Raw genomic sequence first — 21351 nt, 5'->3', positions numbered from 1 at the left:
ACTTGTATGGTTGCTGCTTTCGTTAGTATTGTATAATTTTTGTCTTGTACTGTTTCATTATCACTATCCAATATAATATAATCTTGTGTTTCCTCTCCTTCGTTATTGTTTGGTGTAATTCCTTCGTCTCCTGATCCTTCATAAGCATCATCTAAACCATCCATATCTGAATCGTTTCCGCTTGGTGCTATGTAACCATCGGTTGTTTGACCTTCTACGTTATCTGGAATACCATCGTTATCTGCATCGATATCTAAATGATTTGGTATACCGTCTCCGTCTGTATCAAGCGGATCTGTTAACGGATCATTATCGCCATCTAAGTTTGGATCCTCTACTGCATCTAAAATACCATCATTATCATCATCTAAATCTACAGCATCTGGAACACCATCGCCATCTGTATCTTTTCTATCATCTGTAGGATCTAAATAATCTGGTGTACCATCACCATCTGTATCATCGTTAGTTGGGTCACCATTACCATCTGCATCTTCATCTGGTGTATTTATGCCGTCTCCGTCGTCATCTAAATCTCTGTAGTTTACATCTTCTGTACCGTCTGTATCTGGTAAATCGTTTGCTGGGTCGTTAATTTCATCATTAACATCAAAACCATCGTTTACATCTGTTCCTTCATAACCATCATCTAAACCATCTCCATCTGTATCTACTCCTGTAAATGTTTGGTCTGGTTCTCCGTCAAAATTAAAGTCGTTACCCTCATTGTTATCTGGTACTGTGTCATTATCACTATCCAAATCAATATAATCTGGTGTATCCTCACCATCGTGATTGTTTGGTGTAATTCCTTCGTCTCCTGATCCTTCATAAGCATCATCTAAACCATCCATATCTGAATCGTTTCCGCTTGGTGCTATGTAACCATCAGTTGTTTGACCTTCTACGTTGTCTGGAATACCATCGTTATCTGCATCGATATCTAAATGATTTGGTATACCGTCTCCGTCTGTATCAAGTGGATCTGTTAACGGATCATTATCGCCATCTAAGTTTGGATCCTCTACTGCATCTAAAATACCATCATTATCATCATCTAAATCTACAGCATCTGGAACACCATCGCCATCTGTGTCTTTTCTATCATCTGTAGGATCTAAATAATCTGGTGTACCATCACCATCTGTATCATCGTTAGTTGGGTCACCATTACCATCTGCATCTTCATCTGGTGTATTTATGCCGTCTCCGTCGTCATCTAAATCTCTGTAGTTTACATCTTCTGTACCGTCTGTATCTGGTAAATCGTTTGCTGGATCGTTAATTTCATCATTAACATCAAAACCATCGTTTACATCTGTTCCTTCATAACCATCATCTAAACCATCTCCATCTGTATCTACTCCTGTAAATGTTTGGTCTGGTTCTCCGTCAAAATTAAAGTCGTTACCCTCATTGTTATCTGGTACTGTGTCATTATCACTATCCAAATCAATATAATCTGGCGTATCCTCACCATCGTGATTGTTTGGTGTAATTCCTTCGTCTCCTGATCCTTCATAAGCATCATCTAAACCATCCATATCTGAATCGTTTCCGCTTGGTGCTATGTAACCATCGGTTGTTTGACCTTCTACGTTATCTGGAATACCATCGTTATCTGCGTCTATGTCTCTAAAGTCTGGATTAGAGTCTGAATCTGAATTTGTTGGTGTTATACCTTCTCCTGATCCAGGTGTAGTTTCATAAGCATCATCTAAACCATTACCATCTGTATCACAAGAACAAGGGCTAATTATTGCATTAGCTCCTTGAGCCTCAGTATTATCTGTAATTCCATCATTATCAGAATCTATATCTCTAAAATCCGGCTTCTTATCTCCGTCTGTATCAACAGGAGTTAACCCCAATCCTGGGCAACTCTGGTACGCATCATCTAAACCATCACAATTTGCATCTTTACCCTTTGGAGCGATGTAACCATCTGTTGTTTGTGCCTCAATATTATCTATAATACCATCATCGTCAGAATCTATGTCTCTAAAGTCTGGGTGAGAATCTCCATCTGTGTCTACAGGAGTAATTCCTTGTCCTGTTCCACAATAATCTTCATAATGGTCGTCTAGTCCATTTTTTGGAGCAGAATCCATACCACAAGGCGGGGTGAATTCTTTTGTAGTTTGAGCTTCAACATTATCTAAAATTCCGTCGTTGTCAGAATCTATATCTAAATAATCTTTTCTAGTATCACCATCTGTATCTATAGGTGTTAAACCACCACAGCTTCCTGGTGTTTCTTCGTAAGCATCATCTAAACCATTACCGTCAGAATCTATACCACTTGGAGCAATATAACCAACTGATAATTGTGCTTCAATGTTATCTAAAATACCATCGTTATCAGAATCAATATCTAATCTATTAGGTATTCCATCCTTATCTACATCTCCATCTCCTTCTATCGTATCAATAATTCCGTCATTATCATCATCAATATCGATGTGATCAAAAACGCCATCACCATCTGTATCTACACCAGGACCAAAGTTGGCGTGTACAGTTAATGTAAAGAATATAAATACAAGTAAAAACGTAAACAGAGGTGCCCTTTTTTTATTAAAAGACCTGCTTAATACTAAAGTAAAGTTTTCCATAAATGATAGTTAGTGTTACTAATCACCATGGCATTGTTTGTTAAGTTTACCTAAAAAGATTTTGGGACTTCTTGCTTAAACTGGATGCTAAGTTAAAGTTATTTTTAAATACTACATTAATTTTGATATTATAAGTTACATCCGTTCTTTGAAGCGCAAATTTAATCGTTTAAATGTTAATTTTTTAACTTTCACCTTTAAAAATTTAACAAAAAAAATATCTTAAAGCAATTTTACAGAAATTAGATTATCTAAAAAAAAGGTACTTTATCGAAAGTAAAAAAAGTTAACTATCTAATAATCTGACCTCTTAATATTTGTTAACAGAGTTATTAGCATTCTATTATTTACCGTACTTTTGCAACAAATTTTTTTAAATGAGTTTTGAAAAAGAAATACAAAAGAGAAGGACTTTTGGTATTATATCACACCCCGATGCTGGTAAAACAACACTAACAGAAAAGTTATTACTTTTTGGTGGCGCAATACAAGAAGCAGGTGCCGTAAAAAACAACAAAATAAAGAAATCTGCCACCAGTGACTTTATGGAAATTGAAAGACAAAGAGGGATTTCCGTGGCTACATCGGTACTTGCCTTTATATATAAGGATAAGAAAATAAATATTTTAGATACACCTGGACACAAAGATTTTGCTGAAGATACATTTAGAACTTTAACAGCTGTAGACAGTGTTATTGTTGTTATTGACGTTGCAAAAGGTGTTGAGGAACAAACTGAAAAATTGGTTGAAGTATGTAGAATGCGAAAAATACCAATTATTGTTTTTATAAATAAATTAGACCGAGAAGGTAAAGATGCTTTTGACTTGCTTGACGAAGTAGAGCAAAAATTAGGCTTATCTGTTACACCATTAAGTTTCCCAATTGGTATGGGTTACGACTTTAAAGGAATTTATAATATATACGAAAAGAATATAAATTTATTTAGTGGTGACAGCAAAAAAAACATTGAAGAAACCATTGCTTTTGATGATGTTCAAAACCCTGAGCTCGAAAATGTAATTGGTGAAAAAGCCGCACAAACTTTAAGGGATGATTTGGAGCTAGTAAACGGGGTTTACCCTGAATTTAGTAAAGAAAAATACTTAGCTAGTGAACAACAACCTGTATTTTTTGGCTCTGCTTTAAATAACTTTGGTGTACGTGAACTATTAGATTGTTTTATTGAAATTGCTCCTTCTCCAAGACCAAAAAAAGCAGAAGAACGAGAGGTTATAGCAAACGAAAAAGAATTTACAGGTTTTGTTTTTAAAATACACGCTAATATGGATCCTAAGCACAGAGACAGACTAGCGTTTATTAAAATTGTGTCTGGAACTTTTGAGCGCAACAAGCCTTATTTACACGTTAGAAACAAAAAGAAACTAAAATTCTCTAGTCCAAATGCTTTTTTTGCTGAGAAAAAAGAAATAGTAGACATATCATACCCAGGAGATATTGTTGGTTTACATGATACAGGGCATTTTAAAATAGGTGACACGTTAACAGAAGGAGAAGAGTTACACTACAAAGGTATACCTAGTTTTAGTCCAGAACACTTTAGATACATTAATAATGCAGATCCTATGAAGGCTAAACCTTTATATAAAGGAATAGATCAGTTAATGGATGAAGGTGTAGCACAATTATTTACTTTAGAAATGAATGGACGTAAAATAATTGGTACTGTAGGTGCTTTACAGTTTGAAGTTATACAATACAGATTAGAACATGAATATGGCGCCAAATGTACTTATGAGAATTTCCCTGTTTTTAAAGCTTGTTGGGTAGAACCTACAGACAAAAATAATGATGAGTTTAAAGAATTTAAGCGTGTTAAACAAAAGTTTTTAGCAAAAGATAAGTCTGGAAAACTAGTATTTTTAGCAGACTCACAGTTCTCTTTACAAATGACACAGCAAAAATACCCAAGTGTAAAACTACACTTTACATCTGAGTTTGAATAACAATTAGTGTTACAAGAAAATAAAAAAAGCCAAACATAAATTGTTTGGCTTTTTTATTACCCATTGTTTATTAAAAAGAAAACCACGCAAATTGCGTGGTTTTTTTATTATGCTTCTCCTGTTGGACCAAAATTAATTGGTACTGAAGGCTGCTCATAATCTTTAATTGCTCCGTGAGCCTTTTCAAAACGTTGAACATTATCATTTAATGCTTTTAAAAGCTTTTTGGCGTGTTGTGGCGTAAGTATTATTCTACTTTTCACTTTTGCCTTTGGCGCTCCTGGCATTAAACTAACAAAGTCTACTACAAATTCTGATACAGAGTGGTTAATTATTGCTAAATTAGAATAAACTCCTTCAGCAGTTTTTTCATCTAACTCTATATTTATTTGTTTCTGATCTTGATTAGAATCACTCATACAACTTAAAATTTAAGTTCCTCTTTACGAGCCATAATCTCATCATATTCTTCTTTAGAACCTACTATGATGCTATCATAATCTCTCATACCTGTACCAGCAGGTATCTTATGTCCAACAATTACATTTTCTTTTAATCCTTCTAAGTTATCAACTTTACCAGCTACTGCTGCCTCGTTTAATACTTTAGTTGTCTCCTGGAACGATGCCGCAGAAATGAACGATTTAGTCTGTAAAGATGCTCTAGTAATACCTTGTAAAATTGGTGTTGCCGTTGCTGCAACAGCATCTCTAGCAGATACTAATGATTTATCAGCACGTCTCAAGATTGAGTTTTCATCTCTTAACTCTCTGGCTGTAATAATTTGTCCAGCTTTTAAGTTATCAGAATCTCCTGCATCTTCTACAACTTTTTTACCATAAATTTCATCATTTTCCTTGATAAAATCTTCTTTGTGCGCCAATTGGTTTTCTAAGAAAATAGTATCACCCGGATCTTGTATACGAACTTTACGCATCATTTGTCTAACAACAACCTCAAAGTGTTTATCATTAATTTTTACACCTTGTAAACGGTATACCTCCTGAACTTCGTTCACTAAGTATTGTTGTACAGCAGAAGGGCCTTTAATTGCTAAGATATCTGCAGGTGTAATAGATCCATCAGATAATGGCATACCAGCTCTAACATAATCATTTTCTTGTACAAGAATTTGATTAGACAATTTCACTAGATATTTTTTAACATCACCTAATTTAGACTCTATAATAATTTCACGGTTACCTCTTTTAATTTTACCAAAAGAAACAACACCATCAATTTCTGAAACAACTGCCGGGTTAGATGGGTTACGTGCTTCAAAAAGTTCAGTAACTCTTGGAAGACCACCCGTAATATCACCAGATTTAGCAGACTTACGAGGAATTTTAACTAATGTCATACCCTCAGTAACCTTATCGTTGTCATCCACCATAATGTGAGATCCAACTGGAAGGTTGTAAGAACGTAATATCTCGTCATTATTATTCTTAACTAATAATGTAGGTATTAACTTTTTATTTCTAGACTCAGAAATTACTTTTTCCTGGAAACCAGTTTGCTCATCAATTTCTACTTGGTATGTAACACCTTGCTCTATATTTTCATAAGAAACTTTACCTGTAAATTCAGATACAATTACACCGTTATATGGATCCCAAGAACAAATTACATCTCCTTTAGCAACTTTAGCACCGTTTTCTATAGCTAGCTGAGAACCGTAAGGAATATTACTTGTACTTAAAGTAATACCTGTTTTAGCATCAACTATTTTTATTTCCGATGTTCTAGAGATAACAATTTTTACTTTGTTCCCCTCATTATCTTCACCATTAACAGTTCTTAAGTCTTCTATTTCTGCAATACCAGCAAATTTAGCTTCTAATTTATTATCCTCAGAAATGTTACCTGCAATACCACCCACGTGGAAGGTACGTAATGTTAACTGTGTACCAGGTTCTCCAATAGACTGTGCAGCAACAACACCTACAGCCTCACCTCTTTGTACCATTTTATTAGTAGAAAGGTTGCGACCATAACATTTACCACAAATACCTTTTTCTGCTTCACAGGTTAATGCAGAGCGTACTTCTACACTCTCTATTGGTGATGCTTCAATTTTCTTAACATCAGACTCTACTATTAACTGCCCTGCAGATAATAATTGCTCTTCTGTTACTGGATCAAATAAATCGTGTAATGATATTCTACCTAGAATACGAGCTCCTAAAGACTCAACTATTTCTTCGTTTTTCTTTAAAGCCGAAACTTCTATACCTCTTAAAGTACCACAATCTTCAGTGTTAATGATAACATCTTGCGAAACATCAACCAAACGACGAGTTAAATAACCTGCATCGGCAGTTTTTAAAGCCGTATCTGCAAGACCTTTACGTGCACCGTGAGTAGAGATAAAGTATTCAAGAATTGATAAACCTTCCTTAAAGTTAGAAAGAATAGGGTTTTCAATAATTTCACCACCACCTGCAGTAGATTTTTTAGGCTTAGCCATTAATCCACGCATACCAGTTAACTGACGAATTTGCTCTTTAGAACCCCTTGCACCAGAATCTAGCATCATATACACAGAGTTAAATCCTTGCTGATCTTCACGAATACGCTTCATTGCTAACTCTGTAAGCATTGCATTAGTAGATGTCCAAACATCAATTACCTGGTTGTAACGCTCGTTGTTAGTAATAAGACCCATGTTGTAGTTAGCCATAATACCGTCTACTTGACCGTTGGCTTCTGCAATCATTTCGTGTTTTTCTTTTGGGATAATAATATCTCCTAAACTAAAAGATAAACCACCTTTAAAGGCAAATTCATATCCTAAAGTTTTTATTTTATCTAAGAATTCTGCAGTAGTTGGCACGTCTGTAACAGCCAAAATACCACCAATAATATCTCTTAAAGATTTTTTATTTAATACATCATTAATATAACCTGCCTGTTCTGGCACCATCATATTAAATAAAACTCTACCTGTTGTAGTAGGTATTATTTGGTATACAAGTTCACCCTCTTCATTAAAGTCTTTTGCTCTAACTTTTATACCTGCATTCAAATCAAGTCTTTCCTCGTTAAAAGCTATAACAACTTCTTCGTCTGAATAGAATGTTAATCCTTCACCTTTAATTGGCACCTCTGGAGTAGATTTACGCTCTTTAGTCATATAATAAAGACCTAAAACCATATCCTGAGAAGGTACTGTTATTGGCGAACCATTAGCTGGATTTAATATGTTGTGTGATGCAAGCATTAACAACTGAGCTTCCAAAATTGCCTCAGGACCTAATGGTAAATGTACAGCCATTTGATCCCCATCAAAATCGGCGTTAAATGCCGTACAAACTAATGGGTGTAAACGTATTGCTTTACCTTCAATAAGTTTTGGCTGAAACGCCTGAATACCTAAACGGTGAAGCGTTGGAGCACGGTTTAGTAATACCGGATGTCCTTTTAGAACATTTTCCAAAATATCCCAAACTACTGGCTCTTTTTTATCTATAATTTTCTTTGCAGATTTAACCGTTTTTACAATACCTCTTTCTATTAACTTACGTATAACAAAAGGCTTGTAAAGCTCGGCAGCCATATCTTTTGGTAAACCACACTCAAATAATTTTAACTCTGGTCCAACAACAATTACCGAACGAGCAGAATAATCTACACGTTTACCAAGTAAGTTTTGACGGAAACGACCCTGCTTACCTTTTAATGAATCTGATAAAGATTTTAAAGGTCTGTTAGATTCTGTTTTTACTGCAGATGACTTACGAGTATTATCAAAAAGAGAATCTACAGATTCCTGAAGCATACGTTTCTCATTTCTAAGAATTACTTCTGGAGCCTTTATCTCTACCAATCTTTTTAAACGATTGTTTCTAATTATTACTCTTCTATATAAATCATTTAAATCTGATGTTGCAAAACGTCCACCATCTAATGGCACTAAAGGTCTAAGTTCTGGTGGAATTACTGGGATTACTTTCATAATCATCCACTCAGGTCTATTTTCTCTATTTTCTTGAGACTCTCTTAATGACTCTACAACCTGTAAACGTTTTAACGCTTCAGTTTTACGTTGTTTAGATGTTTCTGTATTTGCTTTATGTCTTAATTCAAATGATAATTCATCTAAATTAATTCTTGACAATAACTCTATTAAACATTCAGCCCCCATTTTAGCAATAAACTTATTTGGATCTGTATCTTCCAAATATTGGTTTTCTACTGGTATAGACTCTAGTATGTTTAAGTATTCTTCTTCAGTCAAGAAATCCATTTTCTGAATTTCTTCACCTTCTGGTCCTTTAGCAATACCGGGCTGAATAACAACATAACGCTCATAATAGATAATCATGTCTAATTTCTTAGAAGGTAATCCTAATAAGTAACCTATTTTATTTGGTAAAGAACGGAAGTACCAGATGTGAGCTACAGGAACTACTAAGTTAATGTGCCCAACTCTATCTCTACGTACTTTCTTTTCTGTAACCTCTACCCCACAACGGTCACAAACAATACCACGGTAACGGATACGCTTGTATTTTCCACATGCACATTCATAATCCTTTACAGGTCCAAAAATACGCTCACAGAAAAGACCATCCCTTTCTGGTTTGTGGGTTCTATAATTAATTGTTTCAGGTTTTAAAACTTCTCCTCTTGACTCTGCCAAAATAGCTTCTGGTGATGCCAATCCGATTGAAATTTTATCGAACCTTTTTATTGTATTATTATCCTTTGGTCTAGCCATAACAATATGGTGATCTTAAAATTAAATATATCTAACAAATAGTGTTCAAGACAAGGTCTTGTTATTCTTCCAATCTAATATCTAAACCTAATCCCTTAAGTTCATGCATTAATACATTGAAAGATTCTGGTAAACCAGGTTCTGGCATTGTTTCGCCTTTTACAATAGACTCATACGTTTTAGCTCTACCAATAACATCATCAGATTTAACTGTTAATATTTCTCTTAGTGTTGCAGACGCACCATATGCTTCTAATGCCCATACTTCCATTTCTCCAAAACGCTGACCACCAAATTGTGCTTTACCACCTAATGGCTGTTGTGTAATTAAAGAGTAAGGTCCTATAGAACGAGCGTGCATTTTATCATCTACCATATGCCCTAATTTAAGCATGTAAATAACACCTACAGTTGCTGGTTGATCAAAACGTTTACCGGTTCCACCATCATATAAATAAGTATGACCAAAACGTGGTATACCTGCTTCATCTGTGTATCCGTTAATTTGTTCTAATGTAGCACCATCAAAAATAGGAGTTGCATACTTTTTGCCTAATTTTAAACCGGCCCAACCTAATACAGTCTCATATATTTGCCCAATGTTCATACGAGATGGTACACCTAATGGGTTTAATACGATATCTACTGGAGTTCCGTCTTCTAAGAATGGCATATCTTCATGACGTACTATACGAGCAACAATACCTTTGTTACCGTGACGACCGGCCATTTTATCACCTACTTTAAGTTTACGTTTTTTAGCAACATAAACCTTAGCTAATTTCATTATTCCTGGAGGCAACTCATCACCAACAGAAATAGTAAATTTATCTCTTCTTAAGTTTCCTTGAAGATCGTTAAGCTTAATTTTATAGTTGTGAATTAAATCCGCAACCATGGCATTAAGATCCTTATCTACTGTCCAGCTACCACCTACAAGGTGGGCAAAATCATCAACAGAGTTTAACATCTTCATAGAATACTTTTTACCTTTTGGAAGAACTTCTTCTCCTAAATCATTAAGTACACCTTGTGATGTTTTACCATTAACTAATGTAAATAGTTTTTCTACTAATATATCTTTAAGCTGTTGGAATTTAACTTCGTATTCTAGCTCTAACTTATTAATAGCATCTTTATCTTCTACACGAGTACGTTTATCTTTAATAGATCTAGAGAATAATTTCTTACCTATTACAACACCTCTTAATGATGGTGATGCTTTTAAAGATGCATCTTTAACGTCTCCTGCTTTATCTCCAAATATTGCACGAAGTAATTTTTCTTCTGGTGTAGGGTCTGACTCTCCTTTTGGAGTAATCTTACCTATTAAAATATCTCCAGGTTTAACTTCTGCACCAATACGGATCATTCCGTTTTCATCTAAGTCTTTAGTAGCCTCTTCAGAAACGTTTGGAATATCATGTGTTAGTTCTTCTGCACCTAATTTGGTATCTCTAACCTCTAAAGAGTACTCATCAATGTGTATAGATGTAAAGATATCTTCACGTACTACTTTTTCTGAAATTACAATTGCATCCTCAAAGTTATACCCTTTCCAAGGCATAAAGGCTACTTTCATATTTCTACCTAAGGCTAATTCACCCAATTGTGTAGCATAACCTTCACATAATACTTGACCTTTTTTAACCTTATCTCCTTTTTCTACAATAGGCTTAAGGTTAATACTTGTACCTTGGTTAGTTTTTCTAAACTTAACCAAGTTATATGTTTTAGAATCTTCCTCAAAACTAACTAAACGTTCTTCTTCTGTTCTATCATACTTAATAGTGACTTTTTGAGAATCTACATACTCAACAACACCATCTCCTTCTGCATTAATTAAAACTCTAGAGTCTGATGCTACCTGACGTTCTAAACCAGTACCAACAATTGGAGATTCTGGTCTTAATAATGGAACTGCCTGACGCATCATGTTAGATCCCATCAATGCACGGTTGGCATCATCATGTTCTAAGAAAGGAATTAAAGATGCAGATATTGATGCAATTTGATTTGGAGCAACATCTGTATAATTAATTTCTGCAGGATCTACAACTGGGAAATCACCTTCTTCACGAGCAATAACCTTGTCAACATCAATTTCACCATCTTCTTTTAAAGGAATGTTGGCTTGAGATATTTTCATTCCCTCTTCTTCCTCAGCACTTAGGTATGCATACTCTTCAGTATCTACAACACCATTAGTTACTTTACGGTAAGGAGTTTCTAAGAAGCCCATTGGATTAACTTTTGCATAAACTGCAAGAGATGATATAAGTCCAATATTTGGTCCTTCAGGAGTTTCAATAGGGCAAAGTCTTCCGTAGTGTGTATAGTGAACATCACGCACCTCAAAACCTGCTCTCTCTCTAGATAAACCTCCTGGCCCAAGTGCAGATAATCTACGCTTGTGTGTTATTTCTGCTAATGGATTAGTTTGATCCATAAACTGAGATAGCTGGTTAGTACCAAAGAAAGAATTAATAACAGAAGACAATGTCTTTGCATTAATCAAATCTATAGGTGTAAACACCTCATTATCTCTAACATTCATACGTTCACGAATAGTTCTAGCCATACGAGCAAGACCTACACCAAACTGTTGAGATAATTGTTCACCAACTGTACGTACACGACGGTTAGATAAGTGATCAATATCATCAATCTCTGCCTTAGAGTTTATAAGCTCTATTAAATACTTAATTATAGTAATGATATCTTCTTTAGTCAAGACTTGCTTGTCCATTCCAATATCTAACTGTAACTTTTTATTCATTCTATAACGACCTACTTCACCTAAGTTGTAACGTTGATCAGAGAAGAATAATTTATCTATAATACCACGTGCTGTTTCCTCATCTGGCGGTTCAGCATTACGCAATTGTCTATAAATATGCTCAACAGCCTCTTTTTCTGAGTTTGTTGGATCCTTTTGTAATGTATTATGAATAATTGCATAGTCAGACTGTGCATTATTTTCTTTATGTAATAGAATAGTTTTTACATCTGCCTCCATAATTTCGGCAATGTGTTCTTTTTCAAGAACAGTATCTCTATCTAATACAATTTCGTTTCTTTCAATAGAAACAACCTCACCTGTATCCTCATCTACGAAATCTTCATGCCATGTATTTAATACTCTAGCAGCAAGTTTACGTCCTAATACTTTTTTAAGTCCAGCATTTGAAACTTTAATTTCTTCAGATAAATCAAAGATTTCCAAAATATCCTTATCACGTTCAAAGCCAATAGCTCTAAACAAGGTTGTTACTGGTAATTTTTTCTTTCTATCAATATATGCGTACATAACGCCATTGATATCTGTTGCAAATTCAATCCAAGAACCTTTAAAAGGAATTACTCTTGCAGAATACAATTTAGTACCGTTAGCATGGAAAGACTGTCCGAAGAAAACCCCTGGAGAACGGTGTAATTGAGATACAACAACACGCTCAGCACCATTAATAACAAATGTACCACTTGGTGTCATATAAGGAATTGTTCCTAAGTACACATCTTGTACTATAGTTTCAAAATCTTCATGTTCTGGGTCCGTACAATAAAGTTTTAGCCTTGCCTTTAGCGGAACACTATAGGTTAATCCTCTTTCTATACATTCTTGAATAGAATATCTAGGTGGATCAATAAAGTAATCAAGAAACTCTAATACGAATTGATTTCTTGTGTCAGTAATTGGAAAGTTTTCCAAGAAGGTATTATACAAACCTTCGTCGCCTCTTTCATCAGATTTAGTTTCAAGTTGGAAGAAATCCTGAAATGATTTAATCTGAATGTCCAAGAAATCCGGGTAATCTGGAATATTCTTAGCTGATGCAAAATTTATTCTTTGAGTCTGTTTTGTGAACATCAATGGACAAAATTATGTTATGAATAGTATTCTCGTAGTATATTACTTCATATACAATATATATAAAAATGGGATTAGGTCTATACGCATATAGCGTAAAGACCTATCCCAAAAACGTTATGGTTGTTGCTATTATTTAAGCTCAACTTCCGCTCCTGCTTCTTCTAAAGATTTTTTAATACCTTCAGCTTCGTCTTTAGAAACACCTTCTTTAACAGCTTTTGGTGCGCTATCTACGATATCTTTAGCATCTTTTAAACCTAAACCAGTTAATTCCTTAACTAATTTTACAACTGCTAATTTAGAAGCACCAGCTGATTTTAATACAACATCAAATTCAGTTTGCTCATCTGCAGCTTCACCACCAGCAGCAGCACCACCAGCAGCAACAGCTACTGCAGCAGCAGCAGGCTCTATACCGTACTCATCTTTTAATATATTTGCTAACTCGTTTACTTCTTTTACAGTTAAGTTAACTAATTGTTCTGCGAAATCTTTTAAATCTGCCATTTTTCTATCGTTTAATAAATTTTTAAAATATAATTGTTTTTAGTGCGTACTATTTTTCTGATAATGTTTTTAGAATACCAGCGATTTTTCCACCACCAGATTTAAGTCCAGAAATAACGTTTTTAGCTGGTGATTGTAACAATCCAATAATATCGCCAATAACTTCTTCTTTAGACTTAATGCTAACTAAAGCATCTAATTGATCATCTCCTATATATACTTCTTCTTCAATAAAAGCCCCTTTTAATAAAGGTTTGTCAGATTTTTTTCTGAAGTTCTTTATTAATTTTGCTGGCGCATTACTTGTTTCAGAAAACATTAAAGAAGTATTTCCTTTTAACACTCCTGGAAGTTCCCCAAACTCTTTATCTGAAGCCTCCATTGCCTTTGCAAGCAATGTATTCTTAATAACTGAAAGTTTAACACCCGCTTTAAAGCAAGCTCTTCTTAAATCTGAAGTAGCTACAGCATCTAAACCTGAAATATCCGCCAAATAAATGGTTGCATTTTCAGCCAACTGTGAAGTTAAATCTTCTATTACGTTTAATTTTTCTTCTTTTGTCATAATATAAACTTTAAAGCAACAGTTATGCTACTACTTTTGGATCTAATTGAACACTTGGGCTCATTGTACTAGACAGGTAAATACTTTTTACATAAACACCTTTTGCAGCAGTAGGCTTTAATTTCATAAGTGTATCAAACAATTCTTTTGCGTTATCTGCAATTTTATCTTCCGAGAAAGAAACTTTCCCTATAGCAGCATGTACAATACCTGTTTTATCAACTTTAAAATCAATTTTACCAGCTTTTACTTCAGATACAGCTTTAGCTATATCCATAGTAACTGTTCCTGTTTTTGGATTAGGCATTAAACCTCTTGGTCCTAAAACCCTACCTAAAGGCCCTAATTTACCCATTACACTTGGCATAGTGATAATTACATCAACATCTGTCCAACCGCTTTTTATTTTATCCAAATATTCATCTAATCCAACATAATCCGCACCAGCTTCTTTAGCCTCTGCTTCTTTATCTGGAGTTACTAAAGCCAAAACTTTAACATCTTTACCAGTACCGTGTGGCAATGTTACTACCCCACGCACCATTTGATTTGCTTTTCTAGGATCTACACCCAAACGAACAGCAACATCTACAGATGCATCAAATTTTGTATTCGTTATTTCTTTTATTAAAGCAGATGCTTCCTCCAAAGAATAAAGTTTATTCTTATCTATCTTTGCGTGAGCGTCCTTTTGCTTTTTTGTTAATTTCGCCATTTTAAATTGCTTTTAAGATTTTAAAAAGGTCTAGTACCTGAAACTTTTAAACCCATAGATCTTGCAGTACCTGCTATCATACTCATTGCCGACTCTACAGTAAATGCGTTTAAATCTACCATTTTGTCTTCTGCAATTTGCTTAACTTGGTCCCAAGATACACTTGCCACTTTGTTTCTGTTAGGTTCGCCAGATCCTTTCTTTATCTTAGCTGCCTCTAAAAGCTGAACTGCCGCTGGCGGTGTCTTTACGATAAAGTCAAAAGACTTATCTTTAAATACCGTGATAACAACTGGTAAAACCTTACCTTGTTTGTCCTGTGTACGCGCATTAAATTGCTTACAGAACTCCATGATGTTAACTCCGGCAGCACCTAAAGCGGGTCCAACCGGTGGCGATGGATTCGCTGCACCTCCCCTAACTTGTAGCTTAACTACTTTACTTACTTCTTTTGCCATTGTATAAAATTAAATTCGAAAAATATGCATCATTCGGAAGCAACACACATTTTTACTATGTAACAGTTCTTAATTATACTTTTTCAACTTGCATATAACTTAACTCCAATGGTGTTTTTCTTCCAAAAATCTTAACCATTACCTCAAGTTTACGCTTTTCTTCATTGATTTTCTCAACAGTTCCATTAAAACCATTAAAAGGACCATCAACAACTTTTATTGTTTCTCCTAATACAAAAGGAATAGCAACACTATCTGTAGTAACAGCTAGTTCGTCTACTTTTCCTAACATACGATTTACTTCTGATTTTCTTAAAGGGACAGGATCACCACCTTTAACCTCTCCTAAAAAGCCAATTACATTAGTTATAGATCTAATGATATGAACCATTTCACCACCTAAATTAGCTTTAACCATTATGTACCCAGGAAAATAAACCTTCTCTTTGTTTATTTTTTTCCCATTACGAACCTGAACTACTTTTTCTGTAGGAACTAAAACATCCTCTAAATAATCCGAAAAACCAAGCCTAGCTACTTCACTTTCAATGTAACCTTTTATCTTATTTTCCTGACCACTTACTGCCCTAACTACATACCATTTTTTCTCTAATACTTCTGACATAGTACAAGGCTTATTAGTTTATAACTTTATCAAAATAAAACTTAACAGCTTTACTAAAAAGCTCATCTACACCCCAAGTTGCCAAGGCAAACAAAATAGTAAAAACAGCAACAACAACCATAAGGTTAGATGCTTCTGCTCTTGTTGGCCATGTAACATTATTTCTAAGTTCTTCTACTGATTCTTTAATATATGTTAGCATGCGAATGTTTTACTTTATTATTTATAAATAAAAGGAAACGCATTTCCTTTCTATTGCACGGGCGGAGAGACTCGAACTCCCGACACCTGGTTTTGGAGACCAGTGCTCTACCAACTGAGCTACGCCCGTCTATATTTACATCGAAAGGTATCCCACCTTGGCAGGACACCCTCAATGTAATGTAATTATTTTAGATCTATTCTATGATCTTAGTTACCTGACCAGCACCTACTGTTCTACCACCCTCACGGATAGCAAAACGTAAACCTTCACTAAGTGCAATAGGAGATAATAATTCTACTGTAATAGTTAAGTTATCACCTGGCATAACCATCTCAACTCCTGAAGGAAGATTGATTGTTCCTGTAACATCCGTTGTTCTTACGTAAAACTGTGGACGATAGTTATTATGGAATGGTGTATGACGACCACCTTCTTCTTTTTTCAAGATATAAACCTCAGCCTCAAACTTAGAGTGTGGCTTAACAGAACCTGGCTTACAAATTACCATACCTCTACTAATTTGAGACTTTTCAATACCTCTTAACAAGATACCTACGTTATCTCCAGCTTCACCTCTATCTAATATCTTACGGAACATCTCAACACCAGTAATAGTAGAAGCTAATTTTTCAGCCCCCATACCAATGATATCAACAGCATCACCTGTATTAGCGACACCAGTCTCAATACGACCAGTTGCAACAGTTCCACGACCTGTAATTGTAAATACATCTTCAACAGGCATTAAGAAATCCTTATCTACATCACGCTTTGGTAATTCAATCCAGTTATCAACAGCCTCCATTAATTCCATTACTGTATCTACCCATTTTTGCTCACCATTAAGTGCACCTAAAGCAGAACCAGAAACAACAGGACCATTATCACCATCATACTCGTAGAAAGAAAGCAATTCTCTAACTTCCATCTCAACAAGCTCTAAAAGCTCCTCATCATCAACCATATCAACCTTGTTTAAGAAAACAACGATTCTTGGTATACCTACCTGACGACCTAATAAGATGTGCTCACGAGTTTGAGGCATTGGACCATCAGTTGCAGCAACTACTAAAATAGCACCATCCATCTGAGCAGCACCAGTTACCATGTTCTTTACATAATCTGCGTGACCTGGACAATCTACGTGTGCATAGTGACGGTTTGCAGTTGAATACTCTACGTGAGAAGTATTAATTGTTATACCCCTTTCTTTTTCTTCTGGAGCGTTATCGATAGAATCGAAACTTCTTAATTCAGAAAGACCTGCATTTGCTAATACTGTAGTAATAGCAGCAGTTAAAGTAGTTTTACCGTGATCTACGTGTCCAATAGTACCTATATTTAAGTGCGGTTTGGAACGATCAAAAGTTTCCTTTGCCATGTTTAATGAGTTTTAATCTTAGTTATATATTAGTGTACAAATTATACTTCTTGAGCCAATGACGAGATTTGAACTCGTGACCTCTTCCTTACCAAGGAAACGCTCTACCCCTGAGCTACACCGGCGTAAAACGTTGTTTAATTTAATCGTTATTATTTAAAAATAACTTAAAAACCAATGCCTATAATCAGGAACGACATCGCTGTCTATAAAAACATATTTTCTCTTTCCAAAAAAATCAACTTCAAAATATGTTTTCACACAACTCTTTTTTAGATACTTTAATCTAAAAAAAACTTAGAGCGAGAGACCGGGTTCGAACCGGCGACATTCAGCTTGGAAGGCTGACGCTCTACCAACTGAGCTACTCTCGCATTCTTTTTTTTGTGCAAATTTCTAAAAAAAATTTAAAAACTCACAACTTTCATTATTTCAAACAAAACAACCTAATTTTATTTTGCTTTAACTAATTTGTGGGGAGAGCAGGATTCGAACCTGCGAAGACGTAGTCAGCAGATTTACAGTCTGCCCTCGTTGGCCGCTTGAGTATCTCCCCAAAACTTTTTTTTCAGTACAAAATGAACTTTCAAAAATACTTGATTTAAAACTTAAAACCAAGACTTAATTTTCAAAATTTAGAGCCGATGGAGGGACTCGAACCCACGACCTGCTGATTACAAATCAGCTGCTCTAGCCAGCTGAGCTACATCGGCTTTTAACCTTGCTTTTTTGCTTTAAAAAAGCCCGCTATTTCTAACGGACTGCAAATGTATAACTAGTTTTCAGTTATTCAAAACTTTTTTTAAAAAAAATTTAAAAAAAATTACACCCTCAATTTCTCTTTTCGTTTAACAAGCTGTCTTTCAATAGAATTACACGCAGAGTCAATAGCCTCCTCAAAAGACTTACATTGTTTTTTTACCATAATATTTTCTTTAGGCACCCTAATTTTGATCTCAACAATCTTATTTTCCTTTAAACTTGTATTCTCTACTTTTAGATAAACATCAGAACTTATGACCTTATCATAAAAGGTTTCTAACTTATCTAATCTGGTTTGCACAAAAGACATTAAATCTCCGTTTGCATTAAAATTAACTGATTGCGTGTTTACTTTCATAAGAGAAGGTTTTTTTAAATTAAACAATATCAGTAAAACAAAAAATTGTCACTTTTTATTTCTAGGATGAGCTGCTAAATGTACTTTTTTAAGTTCTGCTATACTATTGTGCGTATAGACTTGAGTAGACGCTAAGCTTGAATGCCCTAACAATTCTTTTACTGAATTTAGATCTGCCCCTTCATTTAACAAATGTGTCGCAAACGTATGTCTTATTATATGCGGACTATTTTTTTGTTTAGAAGAGACCTTACTAAAATAGCGATTTATAATTCTATACACAAGACTTTCATACACTTTATCCCCAGACTTTAACAGAAAAAAGTACTCCTCATCATTAACCACCTTCAAAGCATCTCTACTTTTTAAATACATTAACACCCAAGGACACACAAACGGAGCCAAAGGCACAACACGCTCTTTATTTCTTTTACCCAAGACTTTTATTGTTTTAGCTTTTACATCTACATCCTTAAGTTTTAAATTAACCAACTCTATTCTTCTAATACCAGTAGCATACAAAAGCCCTATAATTAGCCTATCTCTCTCTCCTTCAAACCCCGCTTCAAAATCTACCTCATTTAAAGCTGCCTCTACCTCTTCAAAAGAAAATGGGATTTCTATTTTCTTGGATATTTTTAAAGCTTTATGTTTTGCTAAAGGGTTAACCGCTACACGCCCTATCTTTTGCAAAAATTTGTAATACGCTTTTAATGATGCTATTTTTCTATTTATAGATCTATTTAAAATTCCTTTTGAAACCAAAACCACTATCCAATTACGCACAAAAGCATACGGAACATCATCTATAGATGACAATTGGTAATTTACCCCACAAAACTCCGTAAACTCACTTATATCTTTCTTATAAGCAGTCACTGTATGTGTTGAGTATTTTTTTTCTAATGACAGGTATGATACAAAAGCTTCTAACGACATAACAACTAAAGATACAATTTATGTTATTAAACAGAAAAAATCCTATTTAGATTGAAAGACATCAACCTAAATAGGATTTATACGAAAATACTAAGAATTAAATCTTAAAAGAACTATACTTCTTCTTGATCTCTTAATCCTTGTACGTATTGTGCTTTTTGAATTTGAGCTCTACGAACAACCGATGGCTTTGAAAACTGTTGACGCTTTCTTAACTGACGCATTCCACCTGTTCTATCAAACTTACGCTTAAAACGCTTAAGTGCTCTATCTATATTTTCTCCTTCTTTTACTGGTATAATTAACATGGGCAATAACCTCCTCTCTTTTGTGATTTTTAAGATTGCAAATATATAAACTAATTTTCAATTAACAACTACTTATTTTTTTATTCTCTATTTTCTTTAAAGTCTACAGCTAAAAATTAGACGTACAGTTCCTTTTAGCAATAATCTCTTGGAAATTATTTTTACCAAAATGACAACCTTACTTAGTGGCTGGCTTATATTCTTTTTTATCTATTACCATTTTGGCAATAATCTCTCTCAAGATTTCACTAGTGCCACCACCAATTGGTCCAAGTCTACTATCTCTTAACATTCTAGCCATAGGATAATCTTCCATATACCCATAACCTCCTAAAAATTGTAAACAACCATAGATTACCTCATCTGCCATTTTAGTAGATTTAAGTTTAGATATTGTAGCTTCTTTTACAACATACTCTCCTTTATTCAACCTATATGCAACAGAATAATTATACTCTCTACAAATTTCCATATCAGCATACAAATCTGAATAAGTATGACGTAAGGCCTGGTACTTATCTATTGTTTGTCCAAATGTAGTACGCTCAGACATATATTGTCGCGCATAATCTAAAGCAAACTCTGCCCTAGCGTGCGCATTTACCCCCATAATTAATCTTTCTAAAGCAAAGTGTTGCATAATGTAAGAGAATCCTTTCCCTTCATCTCCCATTAAATTAGCTGCAGGTATAGTTACATTATCAAAAGCAATTTCTGCAGTGTCTGATGCCCTCCAACCAAGTTTATTTAACTTAGAAGCAGACACCCCTGCCGTCTCTTTATCTACCATAAAAATACTAATACCTTTATTTCCTAATTCAGGACTTGTCTTAGCCGCCACAACCATATAGTCTGCGTAAACTCCGTTAGTAATAAATGTTTTAGAACCATTTAAGACATATGTATCTCCTTTTTTTTCTGCGGTAGTTCTCATACCCGCCACGTCACTACCTCCAAAAGGCTCAGTAACGCAAAGGCAACCAATTTTTTCACCAGCTACACTAGGAGTCAAATAATTTTCTTTAATACTCTTATCCCCTTCTTTATTTACATGAGTCATTGCCAAGTATGCATGCGCCCACATTGCAGCAGCAAATCCACCAGAATTAATTTTCTGCAATTCCTCTAGAAAAATAATTGTGTAAAAAAGATCTAAGTCCAATCCGCCATATTCTTCGGGAGTAGCCAATCCAAAATAGCCCATATCTCCAAACTTTTTCCAAATAGAACGGTCTATTGCACCAGCTTCTTCCCACTTATCTATGTTAGGAACAACTTCTTTTTTTAAAAATTCTTTTAAACTATCTCTAAATAATTGATGCTCTTCTGTGAAGTACATACCTGCCATA

16 protein-coding genes and 5 tRNA genes are annotated in these 21351 nt (G+C 34.7%); 1 reads left to right on the top strand and 20 read right to left on the bottom strand.

From position 1 onward, the window contains the following. A partial coding sequence (locus BFJ87_RS04555; RefSeq protein WP_077400585.1) for a thrombospondin occupies positions 1-2615 on the bottom strand: 2615 nt, incomplete at its 3' end. 377 nt (positions 2616-2992) lie between these two features. On the opposite strand from BFJ87_RS04555, the gene BFJ87_RS04550 reads away from it, so the two are divergent. Then, positions 2993-4582: a peptide chain release factor 3 gene (locus tag BFJ87_RS04550; protein ID WP_077400582.1), complete on the top strand. Its 1590-nt coding sequence runs from the start codon at positions 2993-2995 to the stop codon at positions 4580-4582. Positions 4583-4689: 107 nt separating this feature from the next. Here BFJ87_RS04550 and BFJ87_RS04545 read toward each other — a convergent pair whose 3' ends face one another. The 19 genes from BFJ87_RS04545 to BFJ87_RS04455 form a co-directional block, all read right to left on the bottom strand. Further along, the gene (locus BFJ87_RS04545; protein WP_034646236.1) at positions 4690-5001 is read right to left on the bottom strand and encodes a DUF3467 domain-containing protein; all 312 of its coding nucleotides are present in this window, start codon (positions 4999-5001) and stop codon (positions 4690-4692) included. Positions 5002-5006: 5 nt separating this feature from the next. Further along, positions 5007-9305 (bottom strand): DNA-directed RNA polymerase subunit beta', encoded by a 4299-nt coding sequence (gene rpoC / locus BFJ87_RS04540; RefSeq protein ID WP_077400579.1) that lies wholly within the window; start codon positions 9303-9305, stop codon positions 5007-5009. A gap of 61 nt (positions 9306-9366) precedes the next feature. Beyond that, on the bottom strand, positions 9367-13176 hold the full coding sequence (gene rpoB, locus BFJ87_RS04535; RefSeq protein WP_077400576.1) for a DNA-directed RNA polymerase subunit beta: 3810 nt from the start codon (positions 13174-13176) through the stop codon (positions 9367-9369). Between the two features lie 132 nt (positions 13177-13308). Further along, positions 13309-13686 (bottom strand): 50S ribosomal protein L7/L12, encoded by a 378-nt coding sequence (gene rplL / locus BFJ87_RS04530; protein ID WP_077400573.1) that lies wholly within the window; start codon positions 13684-13686, stop codon positions 13309-13311. A 49-nt stretch (positions 13687-13735) separates the two neighbouring features. Further along, positions 13736-14251 (bottom strand): 50S ribosomal protein L10, encoded by a 516-nt coding sequence (gene rplJ, locus BFJ87_RS04525; protein ID WP_013620109.1) that lies wholly within the window; start codon positions 14249-14251, stop codon positions 13736-13738. A 22-nt stretch (positions 14252-14273) separates the two neighbouring features. Beyond that, positions 14274-14966: a 50S ribosomal protein L1 gene (gene rplA, locus BFJ87_RS04520; RefSeq protein WP_077400570.1), complete on the bottom strand. Its 693-nt coding sequence runs from the start codon at positions 14964-14966 to the stop codon at positions 14274-14276. A gap of 20 nt (positions 14967-14986) precedes the next feature. Then, positions 14987-15424, bottom strand: a complete 438-nt coding sequence (rplK, locus tag BFJ87_RS04515; protein WP_013620111.1) for a 50S ribosomal protein L11 — start codon at positions 15422-15424, stop codon at positions 14987-14989. A gap of 73 nt (positions 15425-15497) precedes the next feature. Then, the gene (nusG, locus tag BFJ87_RS04510; RefSeq protein WP_013620112.1) at positions 15498-16049 is read right to left on the bottom strand and encodes a transcription termination/antitermination protein NusG; all 552 of its coding nucleotides are present in this window, start codon (positions 16047-16049) and stop codon (positions 15498-15500) included. Positions 16050-16062: 13 nt separating this feature from the next. Then, positions 16063-16251, bottom strand: coding sequence for a preprotein translocase subunit SecE (gene secE, locus BFJ87_RS04505; protein ID WP_013620113.1), 189 nt, complete (start codon positions 16249-16251; stop codon positions 16063-16065). A gap of 56 nt (positions 16252-16307) precedes the next feature. After that, positions 16308-16380: transfer RNA gene (locus BFJ87_RS04500), tRNA-Trp, on the bottom strand. Positions 16381-16447: 67 nt separating this feature from the next. Continuing rightward, positions 16448-17635, bottom strand: a complete 1188-nt coding sequence (gene tuf, locus BFJ87_RS04495) for an elongation factor Tu (protein WP_077400567.1) — start codon at positions 17633-17635, stop codon at positions 16448-16450. A 53-nt stretch (positions 17636-17688) separates the two neighbouring features. Then, positions 17689-17760 (bottom strand) — tRNA-Thr (locus BFJ87_RS04490). Between the two features lie 176 nt (positions 17761-17936). Continuing rightward, positions 17937-18009, bottom strand: a tRNA-Gly gene (locus tag BFJ87_RS04485). 100 nt (positions 18010-18109) lie between these two features. Next, a tRNA-Tyr gene (locus BFJ87_RS04480) sits at positions 18110-18191 on the bottom strand. A gap of 83 nt (positions 18192-18274) precedes the next feature. Further along, positions 18275-18348, bottom strand: a tRNA-Thr gene (locus tag BFJ87_RS04475). Between the two features lie 110 nt (positions 18349-18458). After that, on the bottom strand, positions 18459-18755 hold the full coding sequence (gene hpf, locus BFJ87_RS04470; protein WP_077400564.1) for a ribosome hibernation-promoting factor, HPF/YfiA family: 297 nt from the start codon (positions 18753-18755) through the stop codon (positions 18459-18461). A 48-nt stretch (positions 18756-18803) separates the two neighbouring features. Beyond that, positions 18804-19694, bottom strand: coding sequence for a tyrosine-type recombinase/integrase (locus tag BFJ87_RS04465; protein ID WP_077400561.1), 891 nt, complete (start codon positions 19692-19694; stop codon positions 18804-18806). A gap of 113 nt (positions 19695-19807) precedes the next feature. After that, on the bottom strand, positions 19808-20002 hold the full coding sequence (gene rpsU, locus BFJ87_RS04460) for a 30S ribosomal protein S21 (protein WP_013620117.1): 195 nt from the start codon (positions 20000-20002) through the stop codon (positions 19808-19810). A gap of 178 nt (positions 20003-20180) precedes the next feature. Further along, positions 20181-21350, bottom strand: a complete 1170-nt coding sequence (locus BFJ87_RS04455) for an acyl-CoA dehydrogenase family protein (protein WP_077400558.1) — start codon at positions 21348-21350, stop codon at positions 20181-20183. Between the last annotated feature and the right edge of the window lies 1 nt (position 21351).

The sequence above is a fragment of the Cellulophaga omnivescoria genome (assembly GCF_001999725.1).
Lineage (GTDB): Bacteria > Bacteroidota > Bacteroidia > Flavobacteriales > Flavobacteriaceae > Cellulophaga > Cellulophaga omnivescoria.
This window is presented reverse-complemented; position numbering and strand designations above follow the sequence as displayed.